Annotated in this window: 18 protein-coding genes and 1 tRNA gene; 15 read left to right on the top strand and 4 right to left on the bottom strand. The window is 62.9% G+C overall.

Annotated features, from left to right (window positions below):
* Positions 1 to 74 precede the first annotated feature (74 nt).
* Positions 75 to 1,361: an O-acetylhomoserine aminocarboxypropyltransferase/cysteine synthase family protein gene (locus ACP15P_RS00275; protein ID WP_424926488.1), complete on the top strand. Its 1,287-nt coding sequence runs from the start codon at positions 75 to 77 to the stop codon at positions 1,359 to 1,361.
* A gap of 51 nt (positions 1,362 to 1,412) precedes the next feature.
* Here the strand turns inward: ACP15P_RS00275 and ACP15P_RS00280 are convergent, their stop codons facing one another.
* A complete protein-coding gene (locus ACP15P_RS00280) occupies positions 1,413 to 2,099 on the bottom strand; it encodes an SIMPL domain-containing protein (RefSeq protein WP_424926489.1) in 687 nt (228 codons plus the stop codon).
* A 189-nt stretch (positions 2,100 to 2,288) separates the two neighbouring features.
* Between ACP15P_RS00280 and ACP15P_RS00285 the strand changes: the two genes are divergently transcribed.
* The 10 genes from ACP15P_RS00285 (at position 2,289) to ACP15P_RS00330 (ending at position 11,385) form a co-directional block, all read left to right on the top strand.
* The gene (locus tag ACP15P_RS00285) at positions 2,289 to 3,872 is read left to right on the top strand and encodes a hypothetical protein (protein ID WP_424926490.1); all 1,584 of its coding nucleotides are present in this window, start codon (positions 2,289 to 2,291) and stop codon (positions 3,870 to 3,872) included.
* Positions 3,873 to 4,095: 223 nt separating this feature from the next.
* Positions 4,096 to 4,686 carry an HdeD family acid-resistance protein gene (locus ACP15P_RS00290; protein ID WP_424926491.1) on the top strand — a complete coding sequence of 197 codons (591 nt, stop codon included), beginning with the start codon at positions 4,096 to 4,098 and terminating at the stop codon, positions 4,684 to 4,686.
* On the top strand, positions 4,683 to 5,180 hold the full coding sequence (locus ACP15P_RS00295; RefSeq protein ID WP_424926492.1) for a hypothetical protein: 498 nt from the start codon (positions 4,683 to 4,685) through the stop codon (positions 5,178 to 5,180). Before ACP15P_RS00290 ends, ACP15P_RS00295 begins: the two co-directional genes overlap by 4 nt.
* 91 nt (positions 5,181 to 5,271) lie before the next feature.
* Complete coding sequence (locus ACP15P_RS00300; RefSeq protein ID WP_424926493.1) at positions 5,272 to 5,691, top strand: hypothetical protein; 420 nt, start codon at positions 5,272 to 5,274, stop codon at positions 5,689 to 5,691.
* A 273-nt stretch (positions 5,692 to 5,964) separates the two neighbouring features.
* Positions 5,965 to 7,110, top strand: a complete 1,146-nt coding sequence (locus ACP15P_RS00305; RefSeq protein ID WP_424927278.1) for a D-alanyl-D-alanine carboxypeptidase family protein — start codon at positions 5,965 to 5,967, stop codon at positions 7,108 to 7,110.
* 5 nt (positions 7,111 to 7,115) lie between these two features.
* Positions 7,116 to 7,733, top strand: a complete 618-nt coding sequence (tmk, locus tag ACP15P_RS00310; protein WP_424926494.1) for a dTMP kinase — start codon at positions 7,116 to 7,118, stop codon at positions 7,731 to 7,733.
* Positions 7,730 to 8,821: a DNA polymerase III subunit delta' gene (locus ACP15P_RS00315; protein ID WP_424926495.1), complete on the top strand. Its 1,092-nt coding sequence runs from the start codon at positions 7,730 to 7,732 to the stop codon at positions 8,819 to 8,821. Before tmk ends, ACP15P_RS00315 begins: the two co-directional genes overlap by 4 nt.
* Positions 8,822 to 8,846: 25 nt before the next feature.
* Positions 8,847 to 9,647: a TatD family hydrolase gene (locus ACP15P_RS00320; protein ID WP_424926496.1), complete on the top strand. Its 801-nt coding sequence runs from the start codon at positions 8,847 to 8,849 to the stop codon at positions 9,645 to 9,647.
* On the top strand, positions 9,647 to 10,444 hold the full coding sequence (locus ACP15P_RS00325; RefSeq protein ID WP_424926497.1) for an MBL fold metallo-hydrolase: 798 nt from the start codon (positions 9,647 to 9,649) through the stop codon (positions 10,442 to 10,444). The genes ACP15P_RS00320 and ACP15P_RS00325 overlap by 1 nt, the downstream gene beginning before the upstream one ends.
* Positions 10,441 to 11,385 (top strand): AEC family transporter, encoded by a 945-nt coding sequence (locus tag ACP15P_RS00330; protein ID WP_424926498.1) that lies wholly within the window; start codon positions 10,441 to 10,443, stop codon positions 11,383 to 11,385. The genes ACP15P_RS00325 and ACP15P_RS00330 overlap by 4 nt, the downstream gene beginning before the upstream one ends.
* Before the next feature lie 34 nt (positions 11,386 to 11,419).
* Here ACP15P_RS00330 and ACP15P_RS00335 read toward each other — a convergent pair whose 3' ends face one another.
* Positions 11,420 to 11,992, bottom strand: coding sequence for a hypothetical protein (locus ACP15P_RS00335; protein WP_424926499.1), 573 nt, complete (start codon positions 11,990 to 11,992; stop codon positions 11,420 to 11,422).
* 252 nt (positions 11,993 to 12,244) lie between these two features.
* Positions 12,245 to 13,888 (bottom strand): cytochrome c oxidase subunit I, encoded by a 1,644-nt coding sequence (gene ctaD, locus ACP15P_RS00340; RefSeq protein WP_424926500.1) that lies wholly within the window; start codon positions 13,886 to 13,888, stop codon positions 12,245 to 12,247.
* Between the two features lie 189 nt (positions 13,889 to 14,077).
* Here ctaD and ACP15P_RS00345 point away from each other — a divergent pair, with 189 nt between their 5' ends.
* Entirely contained in the window at positions 14,078 to 14,530 is a 453-nt protein-coding gene (locus ACP15P_RS00345; RefSeq protein WP_424926501.1) for an MmcB family DNA repair protein, read from the top strand.
* Here the strand turns inward: ACP15P_RS00345 and ACP15P_RS00350 are convergent, their stop codons facing one another.
* Entirely contained in the window at positions 14,531 to 14,734 is a 204-nt protein-coding gene (locus tag ACP15P_RS00350; protein ID WP_424926502.1) for a DUF6324 family protein, read from the bottom strand.
* 110 nt (positions 14,735 to 14,844) lie between these two features.
* Here ACP15P_RS00350 and ACP15P_RS00355 point away from each other — a divergent pair.
* From ACP15P_RS00355 to ACP15P_RS00365, 3 genes are all read left to right on the top strand, one after another.
* A tRNA-His gene (locus ACP15P_RS00355) sits at positions 14,845 to 14,921 on the top strand.
* Positions 14,922 to 15,197: 276 nt separating this feature from the next.
* On the top strand, positions 15,198 to 16,355 hold the full coding sequence (locus ACP15P_RS00360) for an efflux RND transporter periplasmic adaptor subunit (protein WP_424926503.1): 1,158 nt from the start codon (positions 15,198 to 15,200) through the stop codon (positions 16,353 to 16,355).
* Entirely contained in the window at positions 16,352 to 19,471 is a 3,120-nt protein-coding gene (locus ACP15P_RS00365) for an efflux RND transporter permease subunit (protein ID WP_424926504.1), read from the top strand. Before ACP15P_RS00360 ends, ACP15P_RS00365 begins: the two co-directional genes overlap by 4 nt.
* Positions 19,472 to 19,492: the final 21 nt, after the last annotated feature.

Genomic DNA, 19,492 nt, shown 5'->3' on the forward strand with positions numbered 1-19,492 from the left:
TTCCAAACCCCGTGTTGCCTATCTCCCGCCACTGACATAGCTTCCCGGAAACAAACTTCCGGGAGCAAAAACAAATGTCAGACACACCGCTCGGTTTCGAGACCCTGCAGATCCATGCCGGTTCCAGACCGGACCCCGCCACGGGCGCACGTCAGACCCCGATCTACCAGACCACGGCCTATGTGTTCCGCGATGCCGATCACGCCGCCGCCCTGTTTAACCTGCAGGAGGTCGGCTACATCTATTCCCGTCTGACCAATCCCACGGTTGCCGTTCTTCAGGAACGTCTGGCGACCCTTGAGGGTGGTGTTGGTGCCGTCTGTTGCTCCTCCGGCCACGCGGCCCAGATCATGGCCCTGTTCCCGCTGATGCAGCCGGGCGACAACGTCATCGCCTCCACCCGTCTTTATGGCGGCACGGTGACGCAGCTCTCCCAGACCATCAAGCGCTTCGGCTGGTCCGCGAAATTCGTGGATTTTGACGACACCGACGCCATTGCGGCGGCAGCGGACGAAAACACCAAAGCCATTTTCTGCGAAAGCATCTCCAACCCCGGCGGCTATGTGACCGACATTCCCGCCGTGGCGAAGGTGGCGGAAACCCTCAACGTGCCTTTGATCGTCGACAACACTTCCGCGACGCCCTGGCTTTGCAAGCCCATTGAACACGGCGCCACGCTGGTCGTGCATTCCACCACCAAATACCTCACCGGCAACGGGACGGTCACCGGCGGAGCAGTAATCGACTCGGGCAACTTCGACTGGACGGCGTCCGGCAAATACCCAAGCCTCAGCGAACCGGAAACCGCCTATCATGGCCTGAAATTCCACGAAACTTTCGGCCCGCTCGCCTTCACCTTCCACGGCATTGCCATCGGCCTGCGCGATCTTGGCATGACAATGGCCCCGCAGACGGCGTTCCAGACGCTTCTGGGCATGGAAACGCTCAGCCTGCGCATGGAGCGCCACGTCCAGAACGCAGTCAAAATCGCAAGCTGGCTGGAAAACGATCCGCGGGTTGACCATGTCACCTATGCGGGCCTGCCCACTTCGCCCTATGCCGAGCGCGTCGCGCGCCTCTATCCCAAAGGTGCGGGTGCCCTGTTCACCGTAGCGCTCAAGGACGGCTACGACGCCTGCGTCAAGGTCGTGGATTCGCTGGACCTCTTCAGCCATGTGGCCAATCTGGGCGATACCCGGTCCCTGGTAATCCACTCCGCCTCAACCACGCACCGCCAGCTCTCCCCGGAGCAGCAGGAAGCGGCGGGCGCCTCACCGAACGTCATCAGGCTCTCCATCGGTATCGAGGATGCCGACGACCTGATCCGCGATCTCGACCAGGCCCTGGCCGCTGCCGAGTAATCTAAAAAGCGTGGCGGTCGTGAACCCGGCCGCCACGGCAACCCTCAGCGGTTATTCAATCGCGAATTCCATATCCACGGTCACCGACAGACCCACGGTTCCCTCGGCAACCGGCATGTCCATCGCCATTTCCGACCGGGCAGCCCGCATCACCGGGCGATACCCACCCTGATTTTCCCGAATGCTCATGACCGGCCCCAGCGTCACGCCCGCAGCCTCCGCATGGGTCTGCGCCTTTGCCGTTGCATCCGCCACCGCCGCCTTCCTGGCCTCGGTCAGATGCGCATCCGGCTCCGATACGTCAAACGAGATCCCGTGGATGGCATTCGCCCCTGACAGGGACAGTCCATCGATAACGGCCCCAAGTGCCTCCACATCCCGTACGGTCAGGGTCAGCATGTTCCGGGCCACAAACCCCTTGAAATCATCACCGTTGCTGTTGCCCCGGTTCCGCTCAACCGCCCGCAGCGTCAGATTACTCGTCTGACGGTCCTCATCCGCAATGCCGAGGCTGTCCAGCGCGGTAAACAGCTCCGTCATCGTCTCCGCCACGCCCTCCATGGCCTCGCGTGCGGACGGCTCCTCACGGGTCACACCGATCGTCAGGGTTGCGACATCAGGCACCACCTGCGCCTCACCGACCCCGGTGACGTAGATCCGTCTTTCCGCATCCTGCGCCGCCGCACCCTGGGCCGCGAGCGCCGCCGCGACCATCCATCCGAAAAATGCTTTCCTCAATGTCATCTCCCTCCAAATCTACCGTATCTGCCCAATATGGCGTTTTTCTCCACCATGAGTAAAGCCGCAGCGCCGTAAATTACTGGATTTTTAATAAATTCACGGATAACATCTTCTTCAAAATCACTCGACAAAGATCGGGGCAATATGAGCAGTACCACCATCCAAACGCCGGGAAACCGGCTCCTTTTGCTGTATCCAACCATCGGATACTACATTGGCACTCAGGAAGACCCCGTCATCAGCGTCCGCGTCGATGACCCGGATCTTTCCGACCACCTGCGGTCGATCGCACAGTCCGCCGAGTACAGCAGCGGCAAACTGACCGTGTATCTGCCCGATGAGGCGGTCTGGAAAGGCTTTGTCGAAGGCAGCGGCCGAACCCCGTCCGGGTACATTCGGGCCAGGGATGCGGCCTCAAAGGCACTTTGCCTGCCGACCACGTCCTTCATCTTGGCGCTCGGGCGACAGAACGACGAGGGGCGCACACCGGTTGCCGCCGTTCCAAGATCAACCGCCCGCGAGACGGCGCAGTTTCTGGCCGATCACGGTATCCATCCCGACCACGTCAAATGCTTTCACGACGTTCCCGCTTTCGTGGAGCCGGCCCGCTTCGCGAACCTTCTGCGCGAAACGGCCACCAAACCCGCCGTCCCGGTCACGGCCGGTGCGGCACTGACGGCCCTCCTGGCCTTCGCCTTCTGGCCCGGGTCCGCCGAAAAAGACCCCCAACCGGTCACGACCACCGCAGAGGCGATCCAGCAGGTCGAACTGCCTCCGGTTACCCCGGCCGAAACCACGCCCATGCACCGCATGGCTTCGGCGGTCATTGAGGAACCCGTGGCCCCCTGGTCACCAGCGGCCCAACTGCCCAAAGCGCGCCCGGACGTGCAACAGGAATCCGTTCCCGCACCACAGGAACGCCAGATCCAAATCGCACGCTTCACCCCCGAGGAACCCGTCAGCCTGCCGACCGTGACCGTCTCAACCCGAACGGCCCCCACAGGCACGGATCTTTCCTCCGAGCCCGTTGGGTGGGTGGCACCGAACAGATTGACCTCACCGGACCTTGCCCAGGCAATCCTGCTGAAAACCACCGTCTCGACCCTGCGCCACGACGCGGCCCACCTGCCGGAAGCGGAACCGCAGGTACGGGTGGCCTCCGTTGGCCTCATGCCACTGCCCCGGCCATCCACCGCGACGGAAAAAACCGATACCGAAAACACCGCTGAAGCCCCGGCACCTACCGGCGTCTCGATAGAGGACGCGGCTGAGGCCATGTCGGTCCGCCCGCGCAAACGGGAATCAGCCGCCAACACCGATCTGTCAAAGGAAATCACCGCCGCCGTGGCCGCCGCCAACGCCACCGCAGCCACGGCAACACGCGCCAGACCTCTGCCCCGACAGATCCGGGTTACCGCATCCAGAACCCCGGCGCCCCAGACCACGTTCAAGGCAACCGCGAACACAATCTCGGTCAAACCAACGATTGCGCCACCGGCCCCACCGGTCAAGGTCGCCACGGCCCCAACTCCCAAAACCCAGACCCGCCGGGTTCAGGAACGCGCAGGCCTTGAGCGTAACAAAATCTCGCTTGTGGGCCTATACGGGAGCAAAAGCCACCGCCGCGCCATTCTCCGCCTCCCCAACGGCCGAATGACCAAGGTCCGCCCCGGGGACAGCGTAAATGGCGAACGGGTGGCCGCTGTCGGCAACGATTCCGTGCGCCTGACCGGCGCGCGCTACGACACCCTGCTCCGACTCCCGGACTAAGGCCGCCGCAGCGCATCACACACTTTTGCCTGACCGGACAACTGTCCGGTTGAGCAGTGTGCAAATCACTGAAATAATGCCCCAAGGACATCCACCGTTCCGGTTTCAGCCAGGGGCGTTTCGACCATAAATTCCACGATGGGCCGCCGAAATATGCCCCGGGATCAGGTCGATACGCTCAAAAGCCAAAAACCTTTTTGGGTGGGCAACACCAGGGGGCACCATGTCAATTTCTCTTAATGAGGCATCCACCGTCATGCGTGAGGCCGTGCGCAACATGCTGCGCCGACGGTCCATGCTCTATCTGGTCCAGGGAGGCTTCCTCGCCTTCGCCGGACTGCTCGCACTGATCTTTCCCGTATTCGCCAGCACCGGCATCCTTGTCCTGCTGGGCTGGATGCTCATTCTCATTGCCATTTTCCACGGAATCACCCTGTTCGGCGCCACCCAGGTCCCCAGTTTTTCCATCCAGATGATCTCAGCCGTGCTGCAGTTCATCGTGGGCTTCCTCTTCGTCGCCAATCCCGAAGCGGGCCTCATCACCATCACGCTCCTGATGCTGTTGCTCTTTATGATCGGCGGGCTCTCCAAGATCGTTTTCGCCCTGATGATCCGCCCCATGCGCGACTGGACCTGGATCCTCGCCGGCGGCGTCGTGGCCGTATTCTGCTCGGTCATCCTCTTTGCCAACATGCCCCAGGCGTCCGAATGGCTTCTTGGTTTCCTGCTCGGCGTGCAACTCGTGGCCGAGGGCTGCGCCCAGGCCTATATGGCATGGCGCATCCGCAAGCTGTCGGAACAGCCGGCCGCATGAAACGCGCCCTGAAAAAGACAGCCCCCATGCTGGCCACGGCGGCCATACTGGGCGGCTGTTCGACCCTGCCGGACCTGCCGCCACAGGTGGCCATGAACCGCACCGGCGTCAGCCTGCCCCCGGCCTATGACGTCTCCGACCTCGTCATCGTGACGGTCACACCCGACAACCACATGATCCGCGGCGCGGTGTGCGAGGCCACATCACCCTATTCCACCATCGTGGTCACAACACCCGCCCGGGCGCGCTTCCCCGATTTCGACGCCGCCTCACCACCAATCAACGTCACCTGCAGCGCGGGCGGTCTGAAAGGCGAAGCCGTGTCCGAACCTGCCTGGCGCAGCGCCGCGACCTACGGCTACCCAACCTACGGCCTCGGATGGAATTCCTGGTACGGCCCGGCCGTGAATGTGGGCTGGTACGGCGGGTACTACGGCCGCCGCGCCACGATCCGCTATCCCCAGGTCGATGTGGTCCTCGAGGAACCCAACTGACCGCCGTGACCGGTCGGGGCCATATTTACCCTTTGGCAGCAATAACGGACACATTACATATGGCGTCATGAAGATTTGGAACATCTGACAGGTGAAACCGCACAGCCGCATTCCCGCGATGGTCCTCGCCATCGGCCTGACGTGTCTTTCCGCCTGCACGCTCCTGCCGGAGGACGAACCGGCCCGGCCAGGCACCGGGTTTCAGATCGAAATGCAGGAGGTCCAGCGCCCCGACATCCTCTCCCGCGAGGGGCCGGCCGCGCGATCCTCAAGCCAGTCCGGCGGCATGTGGGGCGTTGTATCGGGCCTGCGGACCTCCGAACAGGTTCTGGTCGAAAACACCGAAAACGGCAAAACCGTCTCCATACCGCTCTACTCCGGCCCCACCGGCGGCGGCGGTATCATCCTGCGCCTGTCCAGGTCCGCTGCGGACGAGCTTGGCATCGAAGACGATCCGGTTCCGATTCGCATGACCGCGGTCCGAATCGAGCCTCAACTGATACAACCATAACGCGCAAATCCGTGTCTGCTTTCCCGACGCTGCAGGGCCGAAAAATCGCCAGCACCGCCCTGCGCGCTTGCAATTGCCCCCTGCCATTAACCATATTCAAATGGGGTTGCCGGAAACATGCCATAAATTGCCGACAACCTGCAGAAGCGGGTCCCGGGCGCAGCAGACACGGAAAGTGACGCAGAAGCGATGATCATTTTGACAGCCCCCTCTCCTTGCCATATCCCTGAGACGGAACGCTCCGGCCGCGGCAAATGGAACCCGTCGATGCTAATGAAACCCGCTTTTTTGGCGCTCCTCGCCCTCGCGGTGGTGTCTCCGGGCAATGCCTCGGCTTTCGAGACGAAGGCCAGGGCCGCCATGGTCGTCGACCACACCACCGGTATGGCGCTCCTGCGCAAGAACGAAACCACCCCTCTGCCGACCGCGTCCATGTCCAAACTCATGACGCTCTACATGCTGTTTGAGGCCATCCGGGATGAGCGCGTCACCCTCGACACCGAATTTCGCGTCAGCAAAAAAGCCCAGGCCATGGGCGGCTCCCGCATGTTCGTTGAGGCCGACACCACCGTTCCTGTCGATGCTCTGATACACGGAATAATTGTACAGTCCGGCAACGATGCCTGCGTTGTCGTGGCGGAAAACCTGGCCGGAACCGAGGACGAGTTCGCCAAGCAGATGACCGCCCGCGCCCGCGAACTGGGCCTCGATGGCACCACACTGAAAAACTCCTCCGGCTGGCCCGAACCAGGCCACGAGATGAGCACCGAGGATCTCGTCAAACTCGCCCGGATGATCATCACCGAATTCCCTGAATACTACGAGTATTTCGCGGAAACCGAATACACCTGGAACGAGATAACCCAGCAGAACCGCAACCCGCTGCTCAATCTCGGCATTGGCGCGGACGGCCTGAAAACCGGCCACACCGAGGAAGCCGGCTACGGCCTCGTGGGCTCCGCCGTCCAAAATGGCCAGCGCATCGTCTTCGTCATCACCGGCCTCGACAGCACCTCGGAGCGCCGCAGCGAGAGCGAGGCCGTGGTGCAGTGGGCCTATGGCGCTTTTGACACCGTCCGATTCCTCGAAAAAGGCTCCGTTGCTACCGTGGGCGACGTCTGGCTGGGCGAGGTCAACTCCGTCCCGCTCGTCGCCGCCACCGACATCCAGATGCTGGTCCCGCGCCAGCTGCGCGACGAGGTCAAAGCCGAAATCACCTATGAGGGCCCGATTGAGGCCCCAATCACCGCAGGCCAGGTCATCGGCGCTCTTGTGGTCAGCGTCCCGGACCAGGAGGACGTGACCTTCGACCTCGTGGCCGGTGCCGACGTGGAACGCGGCGGCCTGGTCACCCGCATTGGCGCGGCGGCCGCCCTGGCCCGCGACCGTGTGGTGCAGCTTCTGCCAGGCGGAGACTAACCATTGTGACCCGGGGGCGATTTATCACATTCGAGGGCGTGGACGGATCGGGAAAATCCTCCCAGGTCAAACGCCTTGCCGAAACCCTGCGTGCGCGCGGCACCACCGTCATTGAGACGCGGGAACCAGGTGGCACGCTGGGGGCCGAACAGATCCGGGACCTGCTCGTCGCGGGCGCCTCCGAACGCTGGTCCCCCGAAACGGAAATCCTTCTCTTCACCGCCGCCCGCCGCGACCACGTGGAAAAGGTCATCCAACCCGCGTTGGAGGCCGGCCACACGGTCATTTCCGACCGCTTCGCGGATTCCACGCGGGTCTACCAGGGCGTGGGACGGGCCGAACTGCGCCAGACCGTGGACGAATTTCACCAAATGGCCATAGCCATGGAGCCCGACCTGACACTCATCCTCGACATGGACCCGGAAAAAGCCCTCAGACGCGGCCTTGCCCGCGACAGCGGCGAGGACCGGTTTGAAAATTTCGGCCTGGAATTTCACCGCCGCCTTCGGACCGGCTTCATGGCTCTGTCCCGCGAGTTTCCCAACCGCTGCACCGTCATTCCCGCCGATGATGGCGAGGAGGAAGTCGCCCGACGCGTTCTTGAGGCGGTGGACGGCGCGTGAGCGAACACGATCTTCCAGAGGAACCCGACCGTCACCCCGGCGCGCCGCATCCCCGCCATGTGGACGCCCTGGTGGGCCAGCAGCACGCCCTGACCGAATTCGACCAGGCCGAAGCCTCCGGTCGGCTGCACCACGCATGGCTCATCACCGGCCCCCGAGGCATCGGCAAGGCCACACTCGCCTGGACCCTCGCACGCAGGCTTCTGAAGGGCGACAGCACGGCGTCCGACACCAACGAAACCCTGCGCCAGATCGCCAACCTGTCCTCACCGGACCTCATCCTGTGCCGCAGACCCTGGGATGAAAAGCGAAAGCGCCTGAAAACCGCGATCACCGTCGACGAGATCCGCGAGATCAAATCCTATTTCCAGATGAGTTCCGCCCGCGACAACTGGCGGGTCGCCATCATTGACTGCGCCGATGAGATGACCGGCTCATCCGCCAACGCGCTCCTGAAAATCCTCGAGGAACCCCCCGCACGCTCGGTGTTTTTCCTCGTGAGCCACCGCCCGTCCATGCTGCTCCCCACGATCCGGTCCCGCTGCCGCGAGTTGCGCGGCCGCCCGCTCGGTCGCGACGCCCTCGCCCAGGTCCTGGGATCCTGCGATGTCACCATCGATCCGGACGAGGCCAATGCGCTTGAAATCCTCTCCGCCGGGTCCGCCGGTGCCGCACTGGACCTCGCGTCCGGCGACGGCATCCAGATCTACGGCCAACTGATCCAGCTCCTGCTGAACGGCCCGCCGCTGGACCGTCAGGTCGTGCGGCGCATCTGCGACGCCTGCGCCACCCCGGCCAATTCCGAGCGCTTCCGCATCACCATCGACCTGCTGGAACTCCTGCTGGGCCGCATTGCACGCGCCGCCGCCGGAATGAACCTCGCCACCGTCTCTGACACCGAGGCGCAGCTTTTTGCCCGTTTTGCCGGCGCACCCGGCACCGCCTGTACCTGGGCTGAGCTTGGACCCAAAATTCGCGCCCGATCCGACCAGGCCCGGCTTGTCAACCTTGACCCTGCCCAGGTCATGCACGATACGTTTGCCCAGATAGGTGCCGCCGTGGCCGACATGTCCCAACCGGTTGCCTGAATTTAAAACACCGCACCGGACCGCCATGCCTTTGCCTGACATCGTAGACAGCCACTGCCACCTCGATTTTCCCGATTTTGAGGACGAGATTCCGCAGGTCATCGCCCGCGCCCGCGAGGCCGGTGTCACACGCATGGTCACGATCTGCACCAAGCTTCACCAGGAGCCCAACGTGCGGCGCATCGCCGAGGGAAACCCCGGCGTCTTCTATGCCGCGGGCATCCATCCCATGAGCGCCGCGAACGAGCCCCTGACCAGCGTCGATGAACTGGTCGGGATATCCAAACACCCGAAAATGGTGGGCATTGGCGAAACCGGCCTTGACTATCACTATACGTCCGAGACCGCTGACATTCAGAAGGAAAGCCTCGCGATCCATATCGAGGCCGCCCGCCAGACCGGCCTGCCGCTTATCATCCACGCCCGTGGTGCCGATGAGGACATCCAGGAAATTCTCACCCGCGAACATGCCGCCAGCCCCTTCACCTGCGTCATGCACTGCTTTACCGCGGGCCGCGAACTGGCTGAAAAATCTCTGGAACTTGGCTTCTACCTGTCCATCTCCGGCATCGCCACATTCAAAAATGCGGCCGATCTGCGCGAAATATTTGCGGCCGCGCCCCGCGACCGGCTGCTGGTGGAAACCGACAGCCCCTATCTCGCGCCCGTGCCGCACCGGGGCAAACGCAACGAGCCCGCCTATACCGCCAACACCGCCCAGGCCATGGCCGAATATCTCGAGCTGGACTACGCCGATTTCGCCGCCCTGACCTCCGCCAATTTCGATCGGCTCTTTCCCAAGGCCGCCGCCTGGAAAGACGGCTGATGGCAACACTGACCGCAACAATCCTCGGCTGCGGTTCCTCGGGCGGCGTGCCCCGTCTGGGCGGCCTCTGGGGCAACTGCGACCCCAGTAACCCCAAAAACCGCCGCCAGCGCTGCTCCATCCTGCTCGACCTCCAGGAGGGCGACGCCCATACCCGCGTATTGGTGGATTCCTCCCCCGACATGCGCGCGCAGCTCCTTGCCGCCGGTGTGGGACATCTCGATGCGGTCGTGTACACCCACGCCCACGCGGATCATCTGCACGGCATTGATGACCTTCGCATGATCGTCTTCAACCGCCGCTCCCGCCTGCCGGTCTGGGCCGACCGGGCCACATCGGCAATCATGACCCACAATTTCAGCTACGCCTTCATCCAGCCCGAAGGAAGCTCCTACCCACCCATTCTCGACCTCCATGACATCGAGGGCCCATTCGAGATAACCGGCGCAGCGGGCTCAATCCCTTTCACACCTATCCCGGTCCATCACGGCCGCATCGACGCGCTCGGCTTCCGCGTGCATTCACTCGCCTACATGCCGGACGTGTCGGACCTGCCCGACAGCTCCTGGGACCTGCTTCGGGATCTCGACACCTGGATCCTCGACGCCCTGCGCCGCGAACCGCACCCGACCCACATCCACCTCGACAAGGCACTGGAATGGATCGACCGGGCACAACCCCGGCGCGCCGTGCTCACAAACCTGCACAACGATCTCGATTACGAGGTCCTGTCCGCCGAAACACCCGACCACATTCTCGCCGCATATGACGGGTTGGAGATCGGCATAGCCCGATGATGATCGTCGATATCCTTTTCGTCATCCTGCCGGTCTTCCTCGTGGGCGGCGGAGGCTATCTGTCGGTCAGGCTGAAATACACCTCCGACACCACGGTCGACGGCCTGATGTCCTTCGCGCTCAAAGTCGCCGTTCCGGCACTGCTGTTCAAGGCAATCGCGGAACTTGATCTCAACGCCAATTTCGACCCGGGCCTGCTGCTCTCCTTCTATGTCGGCTGCACCTCGACCTTCGTGCTGGGCATTATCGCCGGCCGTCGCCTCTTCAAGCGCCGGCCCGGCGAGGCCGTCGCCATCGCCTTTGCGGCACTCTTCTCCAACTCCCTGCTGCTCGGCCTCCCAATCACACAGCAGGCCTATGGCGTGGAGGCCCTGGCCCCCAACTTCGCGATCATCTCGATCCACTCGCCTTTCTGCTACCTGCTCGGCATCACCACCATGGAATTCGCCCGCGCCGACGGACGCAGCCTGCCTGCGACCTTCCGCGCGGTAATCTCCGCGATGTTCAAAAATTCCCTGATGATCGGCCTGTTCCTTGGCTTTATCGTGAACCTCGGCAACATACCCGTACACCACACCATCATGGACGCGGCCGACATGCTCGCCCGTGCGGCCCTGCCAACCGCGCTCTTTGCTCTGGGTGGAATTCTCACACGCTACGCGCTGAAGGCCTCCCTGATGGAAGCCAGCGTTGTGACCGTACTCTCCCTTATCGTTCACCCGGCCATCACATGGCTCCTGGCGACCCAGGCCTTCCACCTGCCCGAAAACTTCGTGCGCTCCGCCGTTATCACCGCCGCGATGGCCCCCGGCGTCAACGCCTACGTCTTCGCCACGCTCTACTCACGTGGCGAAGCCCAGTCAGCGAGCGCCGTGCTGCTCGCCACCGGACTGTCCGTGTTCAGCGTCACGATCTGGCTGATCATCCTGGGCGGCGTCTGACCGACTGGAACCCCAGTCGGGGACGCCCGCTCTCTCAGAAATCCCGCAACCCGCGCAGGTCCATCGCCTCCAGATAGGCCTTCTTGGTCTCCAGCGACGCATTTCCCGCCACCGTCACCAGTACCCGGTCATCCACGATGCCCTGCAACTCCTCGTCATTCTGCGCGAATGTCACCCGCTGAATACGGATGGGCTTGCCACCGCCCATGCTCGCCATACCGGTGATCATCGCGCCGAGCGAGCTGACCATCGGTGAATTGGCCACCAGCGTAATCGTCAGGTTCTCACCACTCCCGGTATACTCCGCCGCAACCACGTTACCGCCGCCGAACATCGCCATGCCCATACCGGCGCCGTCCGTATCACCTTCCGTGCGCGTCCAGCCATCCATGGCCTCCGGCAAAAATTCCCGCAGGGTCTCCGACTTCATGTCCGCAAGCAGAGTTACCGCGTAGTCCAGTTCCTCCTTCGCACCCTCAATGTCGCCTTCCTCATAGGCCAGCAGGGCCTCATTCACGACATCGGTGAACTCATCGGCCTGCGCGGGAACCGCACCAACGGACAGGGCACCAGCACAAACAACAGCGGAAAATTTCAAAAAACGCACAGGTTTAACCTCCCAGTTCCATAACAGCATTTGACGAATTACCTGACGAATCTCTTTCCACCCAAAGCGTTGAAATCCCGGATTTCAGGTAGCGGTGGGTGATTCAGGTCTTTCGTACAACGCTTGATCTGCCGCGAATATAACGCGACCGGCCCCATGATGCACCTTTAAAGACCACCGCTAAACACGGCGAAACGCAAACGAAAAAGGGCGGCACCGAAGTACCGCCCCGTTTTGAAGTCCTTGCCGTGTTTAGTGGGTAACCTTGCTTTCCCACATGTCCGGTGTCGGCAGCGTCTCAAAGGTATGCTCCGGCGGCGGGTTCGGCAGGGTCCATTCCAGCGTCGGATCGGGCTGCGGGCCCCAGTACTGCGGATCGGTCACCTTCGCGCCATTGCGCAGGGTGTATGCCACAATACCGAAGAAGAACACCAGCGAGGCACCGGACAGGAACGCACCCATCGAGGACACGTAGTTCCACAGAGCGAACTGCTCGGGGTAGTCCGGATAGCGGCGCGGCATGCCCTGACGGCCGAGGAAGTGCTGCGGGAAGAAGGTCAGGTTCGCACCGATGAACATCATCCAGAAGTGCACCTTACCGGCCCATTCGGGGTACTGACGGCCAGTCATCTTGGCAAACCAGTAGTAGATACCGGCAAAGATACAGAACACCGCACCCAGGCTCATCACGTAGTGGAAGTGCGCAACCACATAGTAGGTGTCGTGATAGGCACGGTCCACGGCAGCCTGGCTGAGCACGATACCGGTCACACCACCCACGGTGAACAGGAACAGGAAGCCAAGCGCCCAGAGCATCGGCGTCTTAAACTCGATCGAACCGCCCCACATGGTGGCAATCCAGGAGAAGATCTTCACACCCGTTGGCACCGCGATAACCATCGTTGCCAGCATGAAATACGCCTGCTGCGTGGTGGACATGCCGACCGTGTACATATGGTGAGCCCACACAACGAAGCCAAGCGCACCAATCGCGATCATCGCGTAAACCATCGGCAGGTAACCGAAAATCGGCTTGCGCGAGAAGGTCGCGATCACGTGGCTGATGATGCCGAAGCCGGGCACGATGATGATGTACACCTCCGGATGGCCGAAGAACCACAGGATGTGCTGGTACAGAACCGGGTCACCACCATTGGCCGGATCAAAGAACGCCGTGCCGAAGTTGCGGTCGGTCAGAAGCATGGTGATCGCACCGGCCAGAACCGGCAGGGCCAGCAGGATCATGAACGCCGTAACCATGATCGACCACGGGAAGAGCGGCACCTTGTGCAGCGTCATGCCCGGAGCGCGCATGTTCAGGAAGGTCGTGATGATGTTGATGGCACCAAGGATCGAGGACGCACCGGACAGGTGCACGGCGAAGATTGCAAAATCCATCGACATGCCGGTCTCGGTGGTCGACAGTGGTGCATAAAGAACCCAGCCCACACCGGATCCGTTCAGACCGTTACCGCCGGGCACCAGCAGCGACAGCACCGCCATGGTCGTACCGGCCACGAAAAGCCAGTAGCTGAGGTTGTTCATCCGCGGGAACGCCATGTCCGGCGCACCGATCATCAACGGCATGAAATAGTTGCCAAAACCGCCGAACAGGGCCGGAATGACCACAAAGAACATCATCAGCACGCCATGCGCCGTGATATAGACGTTCCAGATGTGACCGTTCTGAACACCGTCCTCCATCATGTACTGGATGCCCGGCTCCATCAGCTCCAGCCGCATGTACATCGTAAAGCCGACCGAAATCAGCCCCACAATCGCGGCGGTAATCAGATAGAGAATTCCGATGTCCTTGTGGTTCGTGGACATGAACCAGCGGACAAAGAAACTCGGGGGTGCGTGATGATCCTGTGCGTGAACGGCGGCATCGGCCATATATACGTCTCCTGACAGCCCTCGTGGCCGAATCCATTGCGGTGGACGGCCTTTTTGGTTGTCTACAGCGACATCCCCCCAGCCTCAAGCCCAAGGTGGCGTTCATGGAAAGATTTGAACGATTTAGAAGCGCACCCGCATCACGCGACCCGACTTGACCTTTCCGCACGCCCGCGCCATGAACGTAACATGAACACCGCGGAAAAACCCGGCCAGCTTCTCGCGCGCGGCGTCTGCCGTCACCTGCGCGGGCACGGTTTCGCTGCAATCACCGAATTTGTTCCCACCTCCGGCCTGCGCGTCGACGTGATCGGCATCGGCCCAAAATCCGAAATCTGGATCGTGGAATGCAAATCGAGCCGCATCGACTTCATGACCGACAGCAAATGGGAAGGCTACCTGCCGTGGTGCGACCGCTACTTCTGGGCCGTGGATGGGGATTTCGACACGGATCTTCTGCCGCAGGATACCGGCATTATAATTGCCGACGCCTGGGACGCCGAAATCCAGCGCTGGCCGGAAGAAACCAAACTGGCCGCCGCCCGCCGCAAGGCACTCGTGCTGGGCATCGCGCGGACAGCCGCCACCAGGCTCCAGACCCTCACGGACCCAAACCCGGCCGGAGCGCCGAATTTATACTGATCAGGCCTTCCCGCCCTTGCCCCCAACCTTGCGGGCCCGTGCCGCGGCGGCACGCAGTTCCTCGGCAATCTCATCGGCCTCATCAGGGTCAAAATCCATGGGCAGGTCGATGCCGTCGCCCTCAATATACAGCCGCACCATGCCCTGGTCGGTCGGACCGATCTGAAGATTTGCCGATACTTCGCTTTCGCGGTTGATACCCATCCCGCACATTCCCGTCATTCAGTTAACGTTTTTTCACAAAACCCTAATGACCCGATCAAGAGGGGTCTTGCAATCATGATTATCCCCCGTTAATGCACCCCCCACGATGTGCCGGCGTAGCTCAGTTGGTTAGAGCGCCTGATTGTGGATCAGGAGGTCCCCCGTTCGAGCCGGGGCGCTGGTACCATCGATTTCCCGAAAATTGCCACGCGCGTCCGGATAGCCGCCCCCCTGCAATTGCTGACCCTGGAACACGGTCCCGCCTGACCCAGGCCATTCCGTATCCGCAATCACCGGATGGTGATGTCCCTTCCCGAAAATTATCCTGGGACCTTCGACGGAAAACGTGATCTGATCCGTTGTGGTATACATAACCTGAGTATCAGAGTGATTCAGACCCGGTGAGATGCCATTGTTTTGCCGCGGTCCTGACACCAGTTAAGTAAAGTACGGGAACACACCAGTGAAAAAATTCGCCACAATCCTCGTTTCACTGGGCATCCTGTTCGGGGCCTGGGCCATCACCTTTGGCCTGCCCGAACAGATCACCCGCCTGTGGAGCGCACCCGCCTCGACCACCGCCGACACCACGGACGGTACTGAGCGCGCGCGCGGCGGTCCGGGCGGCGGACGCGGGGGCCGCACAACCACCGTGGTTCTGGAACCGCTGGAGGAACGCAGCTACCCGCTCACCCTGCGCACCGTGGGCTCGGCGACCTCCCTTCGCAAAACCAGCGTCCGTGTCGGCGGCACCGGCGACGTGGTGGAAACCTTCCTCCAGGCCAACGCGCTCGTGGAACGGGGCGACGTTCTGCTGCGCCTCGACGACCGCGCCGAACGCCTGTCCCTCGAAATAGCCCAGGCCGAACTGGAACGCGCCCGCGACACGGTCACCCGCTACCAGTCGCTCCAGTCCGCCGGAAACCTCACCCTCGCCGACGTCACGCTCAGCGAGGCCCAGGTCGACCTGCGTCTGGCTCAGGCAAATGTCGGCATGGCCGAGGTCGCCCTCGAGGACCGCACACTCCGCGCTCCAATTTCCGGCCGCCTTGGTCTCAGCGACGTCCAGGAAGGCGACCGCGTCAGCGAAGGCGACATCATCGTCACAATCGACGACTCCTCCACCCTGATTGCCGAATTCGAGGTGCCCGAACGCTCCATCGGTCTCCTAGAGGCGGGCAAAAAGGTCCTTGTTGGCACACCCACCTATGCCGGCCGCGTCTTCGAGGGCAAAATCACCGGCTTCGACAGCCGCCTCGACAGCATCACCCGCAGCGCCACGGTGCGCGCCGAAATCGACAATTCCGACGGCCTTCTGCTCGCGGGCATGACCTTCACCATCCGCATGATCGAGGAGACTGAGCCCCTGCCGGTCCTGCCCGCCACCGCCATCACCTGGGAGCGTGACGGTGCCGGGATCTGGATCTCCGACAATGGCCGCGCCACCCGCATTCCCGTGACCATCCGCTACCGCGACGGTGACGAGGTCTGGATCGACGCGGATGTGGCCCCCGGCACCCAGGTCGTGACCGAGGGCGCGGCGAAACTCCGCGAGGGCTCCGCGATCACGGATGCCGCCGCCACCGGGGTCGCGAACTCCCGGGAGACCTCAAACACATGAGCCTCGAGAAAACCCTCCACCGCTCGGGTTTTGCGGGCACCTTCGTCGGCCGTCCCATCTTTGGTATCGTGCTGAGCCTGCTCGTCATCATCGCAGGCCTCGCCGCCCTCACCAGTGTCGACGTGCGCGAAATGCCCGACGTCGACCGCCCCGTCCTCTCCGTCCGCACCAACTATGACGGCGCGGTCGCCGCCACCGTCGACACCGAGGTCACCCAGGTGCTCGAGGACGCGCTCAGCGCACTTGAGGGCCTGTCCTACATGGAATCCGAGTCCAGCGCCGGTTCCAGCCGCATCACAATCGACCTCTCCGAAGGCACGGACGTCAACGTCGCCGCCAACGAGGCCCGCGAGATCGTCTCGGAAACCATCCGCTCCCTGCCCGACGATATCGACGACCCGACCGTCCGCCGCAGTGACAGCAACTCCGACGCCATCATCCGCCTGGCCCTCCAGGGTGACGCCAGCTTTGACGAACTGACCCGCATCGCCGAGGACGTGATCTACGAGCGCCTTTCCACAATCGACGGCATTGCCGAGGTCACCGTGCGCGGCGACCGTGCCAACGAGTTTCGCGTCACCCTCGACATGCCCTCGCTCCTGAGCCGCGGCCTGACCATTTTCGACGTCAGCGACGCGCTTTCCGTCCTGCGCGACGATACGCCACTCGGCGAACTCGAGAGCAGTTCACAGACCATCGCGCTCAGCGTGGGCAATGACGAGGTCACGGTCGACACCATCCGCGAGATCCGTATCAATCCCACCACCCGCATAGCGGATGTGGCCCTGGTGCAGATTCTGCCTGAGGAAAGCACCGTCTTCGCCCGCGTCAACGGCCAGAGCGCGGTCGGCCTCGACATCACCCGCCAGTCCGTGGGCAACACGCTCGAAATCTCCCGCGCGGTCAACGCGGCCGTGGAGGAACTCCGCCCCCAGATGCCCGAAGGCGTCATTCTCCGGGTCACCTCCGACGACGGCGTCTTCATCGAGGGCTCCATCCGCGAGGTCGTCAAATCCATCATGCTCGCGACGGTCATCGTGATCGCGGTCATCTTCCTCTTCCTGCGCTCGCCCCGCGCCACCCTGATCCCGGCCCTGACGATCCCCGTGGCCCTGATCGGCACCCTCGCCGCCATCTGGCTCACCGGGTTTTCCGTCAACACCATCAGCCTGCTCGCTCTTGTTCTCGCCACCGGCATGGTCGTCGACGACGCCATCGTCGTGATCGAGAACGTCGTGCGCAAACGCAAGGAAGGCCTCGGCGCCTTCGCCGCGGCCGCCGCCGGTACCAACGAGGTGTTCTTCGCCGTCATCTCAACCACCGCCACACTCGCGGCGGTGTTCATCCCCATCTCCTTCCTGCCCGGTCAGGCCGGTGGCGTCTTCTCCGAGTTCGGCTTCGTTCTCGCCTTCGCCGTCACGCTGTCATCGGCCACGGCGCTGACCCTCGTGCCCGTCCTCGCGGCCCAGCTTGACCCGGGCAAACCAAAGCCCGGACACAAATCCGGACCCGCGGAACCCACGCGCCTCTCCCGCGCCTTTGACGCGGTGATGGACCGGGCCATTCGCACGCCACTTCTGGTCCTCTCGGTCGCGGGCGCGCTCGTGATCGTCTCCCTCGGGGCGGCCCTCACCCTGCCCTCGACAGTCACGCCATCCGAGGACCGGGGCTTCTTCCTCGTCTTCGCCCGTGGCGCATCCGACACCACCGTTGAATACCTCGACACCCAGGTCACGCAGGTTGAGGACATTCTCGCCCCCTACCAGGAGAGCGGTCAGATCGAAACCGTTCAAAGCATCATCGGCGTCTGGGGCGGCAGCAGTGCCTTCATCATCGTGCGCCTGCCCGACTGGGACGAGCGCGATTTCACCCAACAGGAACTGATAACCGAGATTAGCGGCAAGCTCTCCTCGGTCCCCGGCGTTCAGGTCGGCGCCCGCTCAACCAACTCGCTGAACATCCGTGGCGCGGGCAACGGCCTCGGCTTCGCCATCACCGGCACCAGTGTCGAGGCCATGACCGAGGCGGGCGAGGCCCTCGTCGCCGCCATGCAGCAGGACCCGACCTTCCTCAACCCGCAACTGTCCAACACCAGCGTCGAGGCACAGCTTCAGGTCACCGTGGACGACACCGCCGCCGCCGACATGGGCCTCGCCCCCTCGGAAGTCACCAGCCTCGTTTCAACCCTTGTTCAGGGCGATGTCGCCGTCAGCGTGTTTCTCGATGACACCGAGGTGGACGTGAACGTTGTCCCCGGCGGCGAACCCATCGACGACCCCTCCGACCTCGCCTCCATGTCGATCCGCCTCGATGACGGCTCCTTCGTGCCGCTCTCATCCCTCGCCAGCCTCGAAACCGTGGTGCGCCAGTCCCAGATCGAACGCCAGGGCGGATCGCTCTCGGTCGCGCTCCAGTCCAACCTCGGCGAGGGCGTCGACCTTTCCACCGCAATGACCCGCCTCCAGAACATCGCGGATGACACGCTTCCCGATGGCATGGCGCTGATCTTCACGGGCGAGGCCGCGGCGCTGAACGACAGCACCCAGGCCATGTACATGGTCTTCGGCACCGCCATGCTCGTCGTTCTGCTGGTCCTGGCCGCCCAATTCGAGAGCTTCGCCAGCGCCATCGTCATCATCCTGACCGTCCCCTTCGGCCTCGCCGCCGCCCTTATGGCCATATCCCTGACCGGGGGATCACTAAACTACTACAGCCAGATCGGTCTGGTGATGCTCATCGGCGTGATGTCGAAAAACGGCATCCTGATCGTGGAGTTCGCAAACCAGCTGCGCGAGGCCGGTCAGGACATCGACACCGCCATCCGCAACGCCCTGCGCCTGCGCATCCGGCCCGTAATGATGACCATGGTCTCCACCGTTTTCGGCGGCCTCCCCCTGATCCTCACCTCCGGGGCCGGGGCCGAGGCCCGCGTGGCCGTGGGCTGGGTCATCGTCGGCGGCCTTGGTTTTGCAACCGTCTTTACCCTGTTCCTCACGCCGGTCTTCTACCGCTGGATCGCCGTCTGGGGGGCCGCTCCCGGAGCCGCCGCCAAACGCCTCGACGCCGAAACCCGCTCGGCCATGGACGAACCGACCCAGGCGGAACCCGCCACGTAAAAATCCCAATTGGCAGAATCC

It is taken from the genome of Amaricoccus tamworthensis (assembly GCF_049800875.1).
GTDB lineage: Bacteria > Pseudomonadota > Alphaproteobacteria > Rhodobacterales > Rhodobacteraceae > Amaricoccus > Amaricoccus tamworthensis.

Bases quoted from the DNA above. Each gene is read 5' to 3' on its own strand.
- ACP15P_RS00295 (WP_424926492.1), top strand. From the start codon at position 4,683: ATGAAACGCGCCCTGAAAAAGACAGCCCCCATGCTGGCCACGGCGGCC.
- ctaD (WP_424926500.1), bottom strand. From the start codon at position 13,888: ATGGCCGATGCCGCCGTTCACGCACAGGATCATCACGCACCCCCGAGT.
- ACP15P_RS00305 (WP_424927278.1), top strand. From the start codon at position 5,965: ATGAAACCCGCTTTTTTGGCGCTCCTCGCCCTCGCGGTGGTGTCTCCG.
- ACP15P_RS00345 (WP_424926501.1), top strand. From the start codon at position 14,078: ATGAACACCGCGGAAAAACCCGGCCAGCTTCTCGCGCGCGGCGTCTGC.
- ACP15P_RS00350 (WP_424926502.1), bottom strand. From the start codon at position 14,734: ATGGGTATCAACCGCGAAAGCGAAGTATCGGCAAATCTTCAGATCGGT.
- ACP15P_RS00325 (WP_424926497.1), top strand. From the start codon at position 9,647: ATGGCAACACTGACCGCAACAATCCTCGGCTGCGGTTCCTCGGGCGGC.
- ACP15P_RS00320 (WP_424926496.1), top strand. From the start codon at position 8,847: ATGCCTTTGCCTGACATCGTAGACAGCCACTGCCACCTCGATTTTCCC.
- ACP15P_RS00365 (WP_424926504.1), top strand. From the start codon at position 16,352: ATGAGCCTCGAGAAAACCCTCCACCGCTCGGGTTTTGCGGGCACCTTC.
- ACP15P_RS00330 (WP_424926498.1), top strand. From the start codon at position 10,441: ATGATGATCGTCGATATCCTTTTCGTCATCCTGCCGGTCTTCCTCGTG.
- ACP15P_RS00290 (WP_424926491.1), top strand. From the start codon at position 4,096: ATGTCAATTTCTCTTAATGAGGCATCCACCGTCATGCGTGAGGCCGTG.
- ACP15P_RS00275 (WP_424926488.1), top strand. From the start codon at position 75: ATGTCAGACACACCGCTCGGTTTCGAGACCCTGCAGATCCATGCCGGT.